This window comes from Flectobacillus sp. BAB-3569 (assembly GCF_002270355.1).
Taxonomy (GTDB): domain Bacteria; phylum Bacteroidota; class Bacteroidia; order Cytophagales; family Spirosomataceae; genus Flectobacillus; species Flectobacillus roseus.
On record NZ_NJFZ01000015.1, the window covers coordinates 344076 to 359041 of the forward strand.

General features: G+C 38.6%; 12 protein-coding genes. 8 read left to right on the forward strand and 4 right to left on the reverse strand.

Annotated features, from left to right (window positions below; genetic code table 11):
* The first annotated feature begins 285 nt into the window (after positions 1-285).
* Genes BWI92_RS15435 through BWI92_RS15445 form a run of 3 tightly spaced genes read left to right on the forward strand, consistent with a single transcriptional unit; the run spans position 286 to position 6022 of the window.
* On the forward strand, positions 286-1416 hold the full coding sequence (locus BWI92_RS15435; protein ID WP_095164151.1) for an efflux RND transporter periplasmic adaptor subunit: 1131 nt from the start codon (positions 286-288) through the stop codon (positions 1414-1416).
* A 21-nt stretch (positions 1417-1437) separates the two neighbouring features.
* Positions 1438-4587 (forward strand): efflux RND transporter permease subunit, encoded by a 3150-nt coding sequence (locus BWI92_RS15440; protein WP_095164152.1) that lies wholly within the window; start codon positions 1438-1440, stop codon positions 4585-4587.
* Positions 4580-6022 (forward strand): TolC family protein, encoded by a 1443-nt coding sequence (locus BWI92_RS15445; RefSeq protein ID WP_095164153.1) that lies wholly within the window; start codon positions 4580-4582, stop codon positions 6020-6022. The genes BWI92_RS15440 and BWI92_RS15445 overlap by 8 nt, the downstream gene beginning before the upstream one ends.
* Before the next feature lie 205 nt (positions 6023-6227).
* Here the strand turns inward: BWI92_RS15445 and purN are convergent, their stop codons facing one another.
* The gene (gene purN, locus BWI92_RS15450; protein WP_095164154.1) at positions 6228-6797 is read right to left on the reverse strand and encodes a phosphoribosylglycinamide formyltransferase; all 570 of its coding nucleotides are present in this window, start codon (positions 6795-6797) and stop codon (positions 6228-6230) included.
* A 91-nt stretch (positions 6798-6888) separates the two neighbouring features.
* Here purN and BWI92_RS15455 point away from each other — a divergent pair, with 91 nt between their 5' ends.
* Positions 6889-7461: an META domain-containing protein gene (locus BWI92_RS15455; protein WP_095164155.1), complete on the forward strand. Its 573-nt coding sequence runs from the start codon at positions 6889-6891 to the stop codon at positions 7459-7461.
* A gap of 570 nt (positions 7462-8031) precedes the next feature.
* On the opposite strand, the gene BWI92_RS15460 is transcribed toward BWI92_RS15455, so the two are convergent.
* Positions 8032-8592, reverse strand: coding sequence for a DUF6580 family putative transport protein (locus tag BWI92_RS15460; protein WP_095164156.1), 561 nt, complete (start codon positions 8590-8592; stop codon positions 8032-8034).
* A 103-nt stretch (positions 8593-8695) separates the two neighbouring features.
* On the opposite strand from BWI92_RS15460, the gene BWI92_RS15465 reads away from it, so the two are divergent.
* From BWI92_RS15465 to BWI92_RS15480, 4 genes are all read left to right on the forward strand, one after another.
* Positions 8696-9835 carry a 5-(carboxyamino)imidazole ribonucleotide synthase gene (locus BWI92_RS15465; RefSeq protein WP_095164157.1) on the forward strand — a complete coding sequence of 380 codons (1140 nt, stop codon included), beginning with the start codon at positions 8696-8698 and terminating at the stop codon, positions 9833-9835.
* Positions 9836-9877: 42 nt separating this feature from the next.
* Positions 9878-10366: a 5-(carboxyamino)imidazole ribonucleotide mutase gene (gene purE, locus BWI92_RS15470; RefSeq protein WP_095164158.1), complete on the forward strand. Its 489-nt coding sequence runs from the start codon at positions 9878-9880 to the stop codon at positions 10364-10366.
* A gap of 106 nt (positions 10367-10472) precedes the next feature.
* The gene (locus BWI92_RS15475) at positions 10473-11177 is read left to right on the forward strand and encodes a LysM domain-containing protein (RefSeq protein WP_095164159.1); all 705 of its coding nucleotides are present in this window, start codon (positions 10473-10475) and stop codon (positions 11175-11177) included.
* A 409-nt stretch (positions 11178-11586) separates the two neighbouring features.
* Positions 11587-12300 carry a LytTR family DNA-binding domain-containing protein gene (locus BWI92_RS15480; protein WP_095164160.1) on the forward strand — a complete coding sequence of 238 codons (714 nt, stop codon included), beginning with the start codon at positions 11587-11589 and terminating at the stop codon, positions 12298-12300.
* Between the two features lie 175 nt (positions 12301-12475).
* Here BWI92_RS15480 and BWI92_RS15485 read toward each other — a convergent pair whose 3' ends face one another.
* Together BWI92_RS15485 and BWI92_RS15490 are read right to left on the reverse strand one after the other, a co-directional pair.
* Complete coding sequence (locus BWI92_RS15485) at positions 12476-13150, reverse strand: hypothetical protein (RefSeq protein ID WP_141234799.1); 675 nt, start codon at positions 13148-13150, stop codon at positions 12476-12478.
* 55 nt (positions 13151-13205) lie between these two features.
* On the reverse strand, positions 13206-14966 hold a 1761-nt coding region (locus tag BWI92_RS15490), incomplete at its 5' end, for a DUF11 domain-containing protein (RefSeq protein ID WP_141234800.1).

The window sequence follows — 14966 nt, forward strand, 5'->3', positions numbered from 1 at the left end:
AGATGCTTGTCGGAGCATCTCTAGCTACTTTTCTATTCAGCGAAGTAGGCCATAACTCATAATTTCTCCTTTCCATAATCTTTGAATTTATAAAACTGTTACAGTTCGTTAGTCATGATGTTCTATTTAAAAAACCACATAATCAAAGGTTTACAACAACATCCTATCTTAACTTAACTAAGGCAATAAGCACTTTGATTCAATATATTGATAAGCTCAAAAGATAGGGAAAAGTATATCCTTGTTTCATTTGAAGATTATCTCAATCAGACAAATAGAAAAATTATGAAGAGAATTCTGTTCGCAGCCAGCCTCTGTGTACTATTGGCATCCTGCAACAAAAAGGAAGAAAAAGCTGACATCACGCTTGAAAACTTTACTGTCACCTCACCAATTGTGGTGGATACTTTTTTACACAATGATTACGTAGCCGAAATCAATGCGGTACAAAATGTAGAAATCAGAGCACGTGTGACGGGGTATTTAGAGAAAATTTATATTGATGAAGGTAAATATGTCCAACAAGGACAATTACTATTTACTATTAATAATCCTGAATTAAAAGAAGAGTATATGCGAACTAAGGCGGTTGTCAGAAGTACGATGACCGAACTCAAAGCCGCTGAACTTGATTTTAGTAATGTTAAAAAATTAGTTGATAAGAACGTTGTCTCAAAAACTGAGCTCGAACTCGCTCAAAATAAAGTAGAGCTTGCCAGCGCCAAGGTAGAAGAAGCTCAAGCCAATGAGTCTTTTGCCAAAATCAAGCTTACTTATCTTCAAATTAAAGCGCCTTTTAATGGTATTGTCAACCGTATTCCAAACAAACCTGGGAGTTTGATGGAAGATGGAACTTTATTGACAACTATTTCTAAAAACGATGAGGTTTTTGCCTACTTTGATGTTTCTGAAAAGGAATATCTAGACATTGCCGATAATGTTCGCAAGCAAAAAGATACAGCGCCACAGGTAACGCTCCTATTGGCGAATGGTGAGGAGCACGACTACAAAGGACATGTAGAAACCAGTGAAGGAGAGTTTGATAAAAGTACAGGTAATATTGCTTTCCGTGCACGCTTTCCGAACCCACAAAAAATTCTCAAACATGGCGCAACGGGTAAAGTTCGCATTTTACAACGCTACCGTAATGCTGTGATTATTCCTCAAAAAGCTACTTTTGAGATTCAAGACCGCATGTATGTATATGTAGTCGATAACAAAAACAAAGTAAAATCTAGGGCTATCAAAACTTCCAAACGTTTACCTCACTTCTATATCATAGACTCAGGAGTAAACACTGACGACCGCATTGTATATGATGGTATCCAAAATTTAAAAGAAGGTTCGGAAATCAAACCGAAGTTTGTGGCACTCAAAACAATTGCCAAAGAGCTTTCTAAAACAGATTCTCAATAGTAGACCCTAAGATTTTTCACTATGTTTAGTAATTTCATCAATAGACCCGTGCTATCGTTGGTTATATCCATCTTCATTGTGATTTTGGGTTTATTATCAATGACTAGCCTTCCTGTGACGCAATATCCAGATATTGCTCCTCCAGCAGTTACTGTTACAACCAAATATACAGGTGCCAACGCAGAAGTTTGTGCCAAAGCGGTAGTGACTCCCCTCGAACGAGCCATCAATGGTGTGCCCGGAATGACCTACATGACCTCAGTATCGGGTAACGACGGTACAAGTATTATTCAAGTATATTTCGAAGTTGGTACCGATCCTGACGTAGCGGCAGTAAACGTACAAAACCGCGCGACGACTGTACTTGATGAATTACCCGAAGAAGTAATCAAAGCTGGTGTTGTGACTGAAAAAGAAGTAAACAGTATGCTTCTTTACATCAACTTGATTAGCGAAGACACAACTCTCGACGAAAAATTTATTTACAACTTTGCCGACATCAACGTATTGGCAGAATTAAAGCGTATCAATGGTGTAGGCTTTGTCGACATCATGGGTTCGCGAGAATATGCTATGCGTGTATGGCTTAAGCCAGGACGATTGGATGCTTATGAGCTTTCGGCAGAAGATGTTATAAAAGCACTTCGTGAGCAAAACGTAGAAGCTGCCCCAGGTAAAATCGGGGAAAGCTCTGGTCGTCAGGCTCAGTCACTACAATATGTATTGCGCTATACGGGTAAAATGACCCAAAAAGAGCAGTATGAAAATGTGGTAATCAAAGTAACAGATAGTGGCGAAATGCTTCGTTTGAAAGATGTTGCCGATATTGAATTTGGCTCTTTGGATTATGATGTACTTTCAAAAGAAAATGGAAAGCCATCAGCAGCTATCGTACTCAAACAACGCCCAGGCTCGAATGCAAGTCAGGTTATTGCAGATATTAAATCTCGCTTGGAGTTTTTGAAAGAAACCTCATTCCCTCCTGGCATGACTTATACGCTAAGTTATGACGTATCCAGATTCTTAGACGCCTCAATTCATGAAGTAGTCAAAACTTTGTTTGAAGCATTTATCTTGGTAGCTATTGTGGTATTCTTATTCTTGCAAGATGTTCGTTCTACCTTGATTCCTGTGTTTGCTGTACCTGTATCCTTGATTGGTACATTTGCCTTCATGCAGTTGTTTGGCTTTTCGATTAACCTACTTACTTTATTCGCATTGGTATTAGCGATTGGTATTGTAGTCGACGATGCCATAGTAGTGGTGGAGTCTGTCCATGCCAAAATGGAGGAAAAACATTTGAGCGCCAAGCTTGCCACCATCGAGTCTATCAACGAAATCAGTAGCGCTATTATCGCCATTACTTTAGTGATGTCGGCGGTATTTATTCCTGTAGCATTTTTGGATGGTCCAGTTGGGGTGTTCTACCGACAATTTTCAGTGACTATGGCTATTGCGATTGTCATTTCGGGGGTCAATGCCCTTACGCTAACACCAGCACTGTGTGCCCTGATTTTACAAAACCCTCATCATGGTGAGAAAAAGCAAACCATTGTAACTCGTTTCTTTGATGCATTCAACCATCAATTCAACCGACTTACAGGTCGTTATGGCTCATTGCTCAAAGCAATCGTCAATCGTAAATTGGTTACTTTGGGTGTACTAATCGCATTTAGTATTGGCTCATGGGGTGTAGCCAGTATCTTACCAACCAGCTTTATTCCTACCGAAGACCAAGGAACTATCTATGCTAGTGTAACCACACCTGTGGGCGCTACCCTTGAGCGAACAGAAGAGGTTATGAACCAAATCGATAAGATAGCTCAAACCCTACCAGAGGTATCTTCAATATCAAGTTTATCTGGTTTTAGTATGATGACCGACGGTGTTGGTGCATCATTTGGTATGAGTACTATCAACCTTAAACCTTGGGAAGAAAGAAAGGCTACCGCAAATAAATTGATCGACGAGTTAATTGCTAAAACAAAACATATTAAAGGCGCAGATATTCAATTCTTCCCTCCTCCTGCTGTACCGGGCTTTGGAAATGCCAGTGGTTTTGAAATGAGGTTATTGGATAAAACAGGTACAGGTAATCTTCAGAATATTGCCAAAGTAGCGGATGAGTTTATGGAAGAACTCCAAAAGCGTCCTGAAATTAAGAACGTGTTTTCAAGTTTTAACCCTAATTTTCCTCAATATCTCATTCATGTTGACCAAGATTTAGCGGCCAAAAAAGGTATCTCGGTAGACAATGCCATGAGTAACCTCCAATCATTGATTGGTAGTTTTTATGCGACCAACTTTATTACATATGGACAAATGTACAAGGTAATGGTTCAGTCTGACCCCAAGTTTAGAGCACAGCCTGAGGACATTATGAAGTTGCGTATCAAAAACAAGAATGGAGAAATGGTACCTTATGCTATTTTTAGTAGAATCGAGCGCGTGTACGGTCCAGAGCAATTGACACGATATAATATGTATTTTTCGGCAATGCTCAATGGTGAGCCTGCTCCAGGCTACAGTACAGGTGATGCCATCAAAGCTATCAAAGAAGTGGCAAAAGCTAAACTTCCTCGTGGCTATACTTACGAATGGTCGGGTATGACACGTGAAGAGGTTTTGTCTGGTAACCAAGTAATTTATGTATTCTTAATTTGTTTGTTGTTTGTGTATTTATTGCTTTCAGCACAATATGAAAGCTTTATCCTTCCTCTTGCAGTATTGATTTCTTTGCCTATTGGGATTTTTGGTTCATTGTTTTTCTTGTACATTTTTGGTCTTGAAAACAATATTTATGCCCAAGTTGCCATGGTCATGCTGATAGGTTTATTGGGTAAAAACGCCATTTTGATTGTGGAGTTTGCGATGCACGAGCAATCTCAGGGACGAACTATCGTCCGAGCAGCCATTTCAGGTGCTATTGCCCGTTTCCGTCCAATTTTGATGACCTCCTTTGCCTTTATCGCAGGATTGTTACCCCTTATGTCGGCTTCAGGTGCTGGTGCTATTGGCAACAGAACTATTGGTACGGCGGCGGCAGGCGGAATGCTCTTTGGTACTGTTTTCGGTATTGTGATTATCCCTGGGCTTTATGTACTCTTTGCCAGTTTAGCGAGTAAAAAGAAGTCCAAAAACAACAAAAAAATTGAAGAAGCTTATGTTTAGATATAAAAAAGGTCTTTTATTAGCTCTGGTAGTACTAGGACTAGGGGCTTGTAAAATCAAACCTGAAGTGCCACAAAACAAGCCTTTACTAGTGGCATCAAGTACTTTTACTAGTTATTCAGACTCAACTCAAAAAGAGATTCCCAATATTGGGACATTTTTTGCTGACAGCACGCTATCAGCTCTGATTGATACGGCTCTGAATAATAACTTTGACTTGCAAGTAGCAATGCAACGAGTAGAAGTAGCACGTGCAGGAATTCGTTTCAGTCGAGGATTGGGGATTCCAGAAGTAAGCGCTGGCGTCGTTGCAGGTGGAAAAAAGTTTGGAGATTATACCATCGATGGAGTTGGGAATTATGACACGCAATTTTCGACTAACCTCAATGACAAACAAAGCATCCCACAACCTTTCATTCCAGATTATATGTTAGGATTGCAATCTTCATGGGAAGTAGATGTTTGGGGAAAACTCAAAAGTCAAAAGAAGGCAGCACTAGCCCGATTCCTTTCTTCTGAATTTGGAAAAAACTTAGTACAAACTCAAATAGTAGCCGAAATTGCAGATGCCTATTTCGAACTTTTGATTTTAGATAATGAGTTAGACTTTTTAGAAGAAAACATTAAACTACAACAGTTTTCGCTCGACATTGTCAGAGTAATGAAACAAGCGGGTGAAGCCAATCAACTAGGGGTAGAATTACTAAAAGCCCAATTACTCAGCTCCACTGCTATGAAAGTGGAAGTAAATCAGCAAATTATTCAGAATGAGAGTAGAATCAACTTTTTGATGGGTCGTTATCCACAGCCGATCAAACGACCAAAGTTTGCTTGGGAAAAAGTTATTCCTCCTACACTCTCGGCTGGAGTACCTTCGGGATTACTCACAAACAGACCAGACATTCGTCAAGCTGAATTAGAACTGCAAGCACGCAATGCTGATTTATTTACAGCAAAAGCTGCATTTTATCCTTCTTTCAACATTAATGCTAATTTAGGCTTACAGTCTTTTAAAGCATTACTGTTACTGAATCCAGCCTCAGCAGCATACGGTCTTGCAGGAAGTTTAATGGCACCGATTGCCAATAGAAGGGCCTTAGCAGCAGACTTGATGGCATCACGTGCCGAACAAAAAACTGCTTATATCGGCTACCAAAAAAGTATTGTAAACGCCTTTACTGAAGTTTATAACTATCTTTATTTGATAAAAACCAACGCCGATATTTATAAATTAAAGTCAGAGGAAGTAAACACGCTAAAAAATTCGATTGGAATTTCAACCGACCTTTTCCGTTCGGGTCGTGCTACGTATTTGGAGGTAATTACCGCTCAAAAAAATGCTTTACAGTCACAAATTGAGCTAATCAATGTGAAGAAAAAACAATACAATGCCGTAGTTGGACTATACAGAGCATTAGGTGGCGGCTGGAAATAAAGTAAGGTCTGAGTTTTAGAATTGAGATTATTCTCTAAATTTTCATCAAAAAAGCGGTCGAAAATAATTTCCGACCGCTTTTTTGATAATATGACTCGGCTTAAGACGCAATCATTGCGTCTCTACCGCTAGAATACAATTTTAAAATAATCACTCATTCACTCAATCTCAATTCACTAAATAGGTAAGAACGAAGCCTTGCGTCTTAAATCTCTTCTTTCAGCAATTTTTCTACCACTTCAGGGAAGTGCTTATGCTCTAACACTTGTCCTTTTTTAGCTACATCTTCAGGAGTATCGGTAGGAGTTACGGGATATGATGCTTGAAAAATAATAGCTCCTTCATCATAATGTTCGTTCACAAAGTGAATCGTAATACCCGATTCGGTTTCTTTATTTTCCACCACAGCTTCGTGAACAAAATGTCCATACATGCCTTTTCCTCCAAATTTAGGTAATAAGGCAGGATGAATATTGATGATTTTGTTAGGAAATGCCGCCACCAAATTCGAAGGAATCAACCACAAGAAACCTGCTAAAACTACCCAATCAATTTCATTTTCTTTCAATAAGTCTACAATCTTATCTGACTTAAATTCGCTTCTATTAAACAATACCAAAGGAATATTCAAACGTTCGGCACGTTGGATTACACCAGCAGAAGGATTGTTACAAAGAATCAATTTGACTTGAGCCAAATCTGAATCTTTAAAATATTCAACCAAACGCTCGGCATTCGAGCCTGATCCAGAGGCAAATACGGCAAGATTTTTCAAAATTTTTTGAGGGAGTTTTATTCTACATTTTTTTACAAATTTATAGGATACGTTCCAACCATACTACTGCATTTGTACTCTTTATTCAAAAATGAAAAAGATTCTAAACTCGTTAACTGTAAAATTTATGAAAATTGGACTTCTATTTTTGCTTTTTATGATTGGTGCAAGTGCTTGTCATCCTATCGAAAATGATGCCTCTGCCAAAGGAAATATCGGTAATTTGGATAGCCTAAAAGGCACGTGGACACTCAAATATGTTTTCCTTGGCGATGTGATCGATCAACCGTGTTCATCTAGTAAAATGTCGCATGACATTACACTAAACATTACCAATCAACTAGTCGACAATACCACAGACACATTTGTCATCAACGGAAAATCAGCCGTTAATTCGATTTTTGGTGGACTGAAAATACTATCTTTTGATGAGAATACTCAGACTGGGAAAGCTGCTATAACACAATTAGGAAGTACTAAAATGGCAGGACCAGAAGATTTAATGAATTGCGAGTTACGATATTTCACGCTCTTAAACGCCACAAAAGATTTTAAAATATTTAGAGATACTGACGGAAAAACGTACTTACATCTTGGCGACTTTAAGACTGATAATCAACCCTCTAGAAATGGTGGAATGTATTTAATTTATATCAAAAATTAAGATATACATTTTTAAACCTTTTTTGAAAATGTTGTCTTACTAAATAAATTTTGACATTACATCATTTTACCTACCAAGATATTACACCTAAAGAGGCTCTAACACACAATATGCACCTCTATTAAAGTTATCATTGAATGGGCTAAATACAAGGATGATTTGCTTTGTGGAAAAAATCCAGCTCTCTTAGATTGACAGCGTAATAGCCAGAATGCTTGTATTTCCTATTCGTTTTCAGACATTACACCGCTTAATGTATATAAAATTGCTTACTTCTAACCTATCGATGGGGCTACTTTGGTAGCCCTTTATTTTTCAGGTATCATACCAAATTTAGTGATTTGTGATTGAGCGATTATTCGTTAAATCTACTGATGTATTATGCTGACATATTGTATCAAAAAAAGCGGTCGAAAAATCATTTTCGACCGCTTTTTTTTGATACTTTACTTCGGAAGAGTACATATTTAGACGCAAAGCACTACGTCTCTACTCATGAAATATAGATTTAAAAATAATTACTAAATCGCAATTCACTAATTAGAAGGTGACTCCTCTTGCGAAAGTACTTTAGTAAGCCAATGCACGAACCTGACGTTTAGCCGCCTCAAAAGCACCAAACATTACAGCTGAAAACAAAAGGTTACTCATCAAAGTATTTTTTACGTATGGAATTGCATTTGCGTAAGACAATGCCAAACCATTCATATCTTGTGTATAAAGCTTGCCTTCGGTCCAAACAAAAAAGTTAGAAACTAAGAAAAAAGCAAGCGTTCCCAACAAATTAGCGAATAATACATTTTGTGCAGTTACTTTTTTCAAAAGAAGAATACCAACTGTTACCATTACTGCAAAACTTACAAATACACCAGGCTCAATTCCAAAAGAGAAAGTTGGATAATATTCTTTGTAAACAACATTGTTCAACACCAAGTTTGAAAGCCACAATGCCAACATAGGAATAGCATACGACCAACGTTTGTTAGCGAAGTACGCGCCTCCAAAAAGTGCCATCGCTCCTACTGGAGAAAAGTTGGCTAAAGAAGGGGTTAAAAATAAAAAACGACTCAACGCAGCTACTGTAATCATTCCCACGATTACCCCAAAACGAAGGTTTATTGAATTTTTCATGAAATGTCTTGATTTGATACACAACAAATTTAATAACCTTTCAATATTTAGCAGTAATTTTGGGGTATAAATAAACACGATTCTTGATTTCGTGCTACAAATCATGCCAGTATTCTCGAAAAATTTCAAATTAGGCCTTTTAGGCGGTGGCCAGTTAGGCCGTATGATGCTCCAAGCTGCTATCGATTTAGACATCCATGTGAAGGCGCTCGATCCAGATCCCAACGCTCCATGTGCTAAAATTGCACCTGAGTTTGTCTGTGGTTCATTCTTGGATTTTGATACCGTATATGCTTTCGGTCAAGACTGTGAAGTAATAACCATCGAAATCGAAAATGTCAATCTCGATGCTTTGAAAAAACTTCAGTCTGAAGGTAAGAAGGTATTCCCTCAACCAGAAGTATTAGAGTTGATTCAAGACAAACGTATCCAGAAGCAGTTCTATCGTGATCATCAATTACCGACAGCAGATTTTGTCTTGACCGACAATGCCGAAGCTGTTGCAGCCAATGTTGATTTCTTGCCAGCGTTCAATAAACTAGGGCGTGGTGGATACGATGGGAAAGGCGTTCAGCGCATCAGCTCAGCCGAGGATGTGCACCTTGCCTTTACAGAACCGAGTCTTTTAGAAAAAGCTGTAGACTTTGCAAAAGAAATCGCTGTTATCGTTGCTCGTAATGAACAAGGTGAATGTAAAACCTTCCCTACGGTAGAGTGTGTGTTCCATCCTGTTCACAATTTGGTTGAGTATCTTTTCGCTCCAGCAGACGTTTCGGAAGAAATTAGCGAAAAAGCAAAAGCGATTGCCATAGAAACTGCCGAAAAGTTAGGGATTGTAGGATTACTTGCAGTCGAACTATTTTTGACAAAAGATGGAGAAGTACTAATCAACGAAGTAGCTCCTCGTACTCACAACAGTGGTCACCACACGATTCGTGCGAACCATACTTCGCAGTTTGAGCAACATTTACGTGCCGTTTTAGGATTGCCACTTGGTGATACTACTGCTCATAGCACTGCTGCGATGGTAAATCTTTTAGGCGAAGATGGTTATTCGGGCGACGCTCTATATGAAGGTATGTCCGACGTTTTGAGTGTTGCAGGCGTGTATCCATTTTTATATGGTAAAACTACAACAAAACCATTCCGCAAAATGGGACACGTTACTGTTGTAGAAAATGACCTAGCAAAACTGAAAGAAAAAGTAGATTTCGTGAAAAACACGTTGAAAGTAATCGCATAAATTATTAGTCGTCATTTCATTCATAAAAATCAATACATTCCAATGGTAGGAATCATCATGGGTAGCATCTCTGACTTAAAAGTTATGCAAGAAGCTGCCGACGTTATCAAAGAATTAGGCGTAGACTACGAAATCGATATTGTATCGGCACACCGTACACCCATCAAAATGGTTGAATATGCCCAAACAGCTCGTGAACGTGGTATTAAAGTAATCATTGCTGGCGCTGGTGGTGCTGCGCACTTGCCAGGAATGGTAGCTTCTGTTACTACTTTACCAGTAATTGGTGTACCAGTAAAATCATCTAATTCTATTGATGGATGGGATTCTGTACTTTCTATTTTGCAGATGCCATCTGGCGTTCCTGTGGCTACAGTTGCGTTGAATGGCGCTAAAAATGCAGGGATCTTAGCTGTGCAAATGTTAGGTATCGAAAACCCTACGATTGCCGAAACTTTGGCTGAGTACAAAAAACAGCTAAGTAGCAAGGTAGACGATATGGTTACTGAATTGAAAAAAACCATTCAATAAATTATTTATCAAAAATCTCTTTCCCTTACAAGTTCAATCGTTAACTTAGGAAAGATTATTGGGATATGCTAAATCCTAGTATTTTGCCCTAATTAACCTTACGAAGATGGAAGACAAAAGAAACCCTCGACCAGTTGAAGAAAGTTCTCAAGTCCCTAACATTACTCTATTAGTATTATTGGGATTGATTGCTGCGTTACTCTATGTTGGCTGGCAATACTTAAAGGAAGATTCTATTTCGGACAACGAACTTACCAATGCTGGCACAGACAGCATTGCTGTGATTGACAATAATAGAGAATCTCCAGTTGTAGCTGAAGCAGCTTCTGATGAAGAAAGTGAAAATCAAGAAAAAGCAAAGGAGTCAGAAGAAAACAAAACAGATCGTAAAGAGGAACATAAAAAAGAAGTAAAGAAAGAGAAAAAATCTGAGTCTAAAGAAAAAACTCCGACTAAAACTAAAGTGGAGAAAAGCACGGATAGCAAAGCATCTGATGCTAGCCTAGGCAAAGGCGAAACAATCACTCACGTGGTGCAAGCAGGCGAAACTTTCTTTGGAATTGCCAACCGATATAATCTTAAATGGCAATCTCTTCAAAAACTCAACCCTAGTGTAAATCCAGAAGGCATCAAAGTTGGAGTTACAAAATTAAAGGTCAGAGTACTGAAAGTTCATACCGTTGGCTCAGGCGATGTACTTCGTGTTATTGCTCAAAAATATGGTGTTTCAAAAGCACTCATTATGCAAGCCAACAAAAAGACAAAAGATATTACCGAAAAAGGTGAAAAAATTATCATACCATTAAATTAACTAAATAGGTCGTCCATTTACTATGACGACCTATTTAGTTAATTTACAAAGGATTCTCCACATAAAAGTGTACACCCTATTACCTTGTTTTCTTCTTATTAATTTGTTATTTTCAGAACAAAATTTGATTTTTTTGTACAAAATTAAATATATTGGCTTTCACCTTTTTGGGGTTTTCCATTTACCTAAGCATCTATAATTTAAGCACCTTATCTTGTATCTTATCATGTCCTTATTTCTAGAACAATCTCCTACATTGTTTCGATTATGTAAAAGGGAGTTGTTAGTTAGCCGTATTTCAGTTATTAGTATAAATGTATAATCAAAATGGTACAATCAATGTGTACCACAGATATAGTATTAGTTTAATCTTTCCTGTTACTTAGAATCTATTATCTAGCCTTTATTTATGAGACCTGTTCAATTTTACAGCCTGTATATTGATTTAACCCAAGACATACGTTTAGAGCTTGACGTATTTCCCAGAAACATATCATTTTACTTCACAAATGCATCCTCATTGGATCATGCAAGGAACCTAATTGAGCAAGAATATTTTGAGGTGATTGTTTTTAATGTCGATAATGTTGGCGAAGAAGAAGTTCGCTTAATTGCAGACATTCCTAAAAATACCTCTATCATCGTTATATCTAATGATTACGACACTATTTTTGATCCCCATGATATAGATAATGTTATTCTATTTACGCTAAAGCCAATCGATCCCGAGAAGTTACAAAACCTACTCATAAGATTTCTTAGTAAATATGTACTACCTAAGGTGAAGCATCTTGACCATTTTGACTTTTTCTTTACTGGGTCAGAAATGACTAAAATAAATTTCAATGATATTTTTTATGTTGAAGCTGTAGGAACATTTTCTAATGTATTTCTTCTTGATCAAGTCATTTTAGTAAAAGAATCTATTTCTTCACTAGAAGAACGTCTTCCTTCCAAAAATTTTGTTCGTTTACATCGCTCATTTATTATCAATACCCAAAAAATTTTACGGATATCCTCAAAAGAAATTGAATTAAACAATGCTAAAAAATTACCTATTGGACGATCCTATCGTAACAAGATAGGATACATTTCTTATTTAATTGATCGTTTACTAATATGATTCTTACCTTAGAAATATTCTTATCCTCTTTAAAACAAAAATAAAGACTACGCTCGTAGTCTTTATTTAACGATAAGTTCTATTATCATCCGCTCGCAACGAATTTCATCTATACTTCTATCTTTTGTATTTTTTAAGTCCTCCTTAGGCTCAAATATCTTTATTTTCCTTTGCTCTATCTTATTTTAGCTATTACCATTGGAACACATATCACAGGTGCGCACTCTGCAACACATACCACGTATGACAAGGGCATGATTCGACAAAAATCTGTACTCGGTAATGTTGTTATTTTTGTTCCAATTACTGCAGAGAGGGTTGTATTACACAATACATAATGGTTATACACTCCATTACTTAATCCTGAAAAGGTTGTGCCATTTTGTACTTGCTGGATTACTCCTCGACCATCTGTTAGTATATACTGAGGAGACAAACCTACTGAATTGGGTACTGTAACGCTATTGGTTGTCGTATTACAATCGCATATCGATAAATCAACTGCCGTACTCTTCAAACAGTGATCTATATCTCCCAGATTTTTCCCTATTTCTAGTGAGGGCAAACTCGATTGTGTATTATCCCATGTTATTGCAACAGCTTTATAACTGCCAACGCCAACAGCATCTATGGTTCCTGAATTTACGACCGATTTATATCTGATAATATTGCCTCCATCCACTAATACAACATAACTCACGATATTCGCTCCTACACTTTGGCCATTCAAGTTTAATTGGATTGTACCTGGTTTAAAATTGCAGCCCAAGCTTTGACCTAACATGGTATAACCACATATCATTAATAAAGATAATAACAGCAAGAAGCTTTTGGGAAAGTACTTTTTCATAACACTGTCTTCTGTAGTATGATAGAGAGGGAGTTTTGCTCCCTCTCTTCTAGTCTTAGAATCCAAGTACCCCTGGATTAATATCTGTTGGACAGTTCACTGTTGTGGTGGTCTCATTAGAGGTTTTTGGTGTGCCTCCATTTGAACTTACAACCGCTGTATTCTTGAACACTCCACTGAAGTTGGCCTTCACATTGATGCTCAAACTTACACTTTGTCCTGCTGGTATCTGCGTTGATCCATTGTTGCTACAAGTCACCACTTGACCTACAGCACTACAAGTAAAGCCTCCTGTACTTGGGCCACTCACAAATTGTAAGCCTATCGGTAAGTTGTCTGTCACAGTAATCGTTCCTGTTGTAGCTCCTGTTCCGCCATTGGCGATATTGAAACTATAAGCAAAGTTCGTGCCTACTGTTGCTACTACTGGTGCACTCTTCGTGATCGTCAAGTTTGCTTGTGGTAAAGCATTGATGGTCGTTGGTACCTCGTTCGATGGTTTTGGTGTCGTTACTGGATCTCCACCACCTGTTACATAAGCCGTGTTCTTCACTGGTAAGCCCGATGCTGGTGCCGTCGTTGGATTCACTGTCAATACTATCGTGCTACTACCATTAGCTGCTATCGAAGCTGTTGTTGTACAAGTCACTGCTTGACCCACTGCACTACAAGTCCAACCTGAACCACTGAATGTCACATAACTCAACTCACTTGGTAAGTTATCCGTTACGGTAATCGTTCCTGTGCTCGCAGCTAATCCTGTGTTGTTTACCGTCAAGGTATAGTTGAAATTCGTTCCTACTGTTGCCGTTGATGGACCAGACTTCACTACTACCAAATTCGGTGTTGGTGGGTTTGTAATTACTGTGGTTACGCTGTTAGACGTTTCTGCGCTTGTGTCTCCACCGCCTACTACACTACCTACGTTGGTGTAAGTGCCTGCTTGCGTTGGTTTCACCGTCAAACTCATCGAGCTACTACCACTCACAGCTATCACTCCACTGTTGGTACAAGTCACCAATTGACCTGTTGTACTACAGCTCCAGCCATTGCCACCACCACTCACAAACTGTAAGCCTGTTGGTAAGTTGTCTGTCACTGTAACTACTCCCGCTGTTGAGGCCGTTCCTGAGTTTGTTACTACCAACGTGTAATCATAGTTCGTATTCACAATTCCTGTTACAGGACCTGACTTACTAATCAATAAGTTTGGTTTTGGTGCTGGTGTAATATCCGTCGTCACTGGGTTCGATGGTTTTGGTGTCGTACTTGGATCTCCACCTCCTATCACACTTGCCGTATTCACTACTGATGAACCACTCGCCGCATCCAATGCCTTCACTGTCAAGGTCAATACATTACTACCATTTACAGCCACTACATTGCTCGTCATACAAGTCACTGTTTGACCTACAGCACTACAACTCCAACCTGCACCACTAAAGCCTACATATTGTAGGTTTGTCGCTAAAACATCCGTTACTGTTATCGTTCCACTCGTCGCTGCATTTCCTGTGTTGTTTACAGTCAAGGTATAGTTGAAATTCGTGCCTACTGTCGCTGTTACTGGACCTGATTTCACAATCGAAATACTTGGTTTTGGAGTCGGGTTAATCGTAGTCGTTACTGGATTCGACGGTTTTGGCGTCGTACTTGGGTCGCCACCACCACTCACATAAGCTGTGTTTATTGCTGGTGAGTTGGCAGCACTAACCGCTTGTACTGTCAAGATAATGTTTGAGTTGGCATTCACAATAATGGATGCATTACTCGTACATGTCACCAATTGTCCACTCGCACTACAACTCCATACACT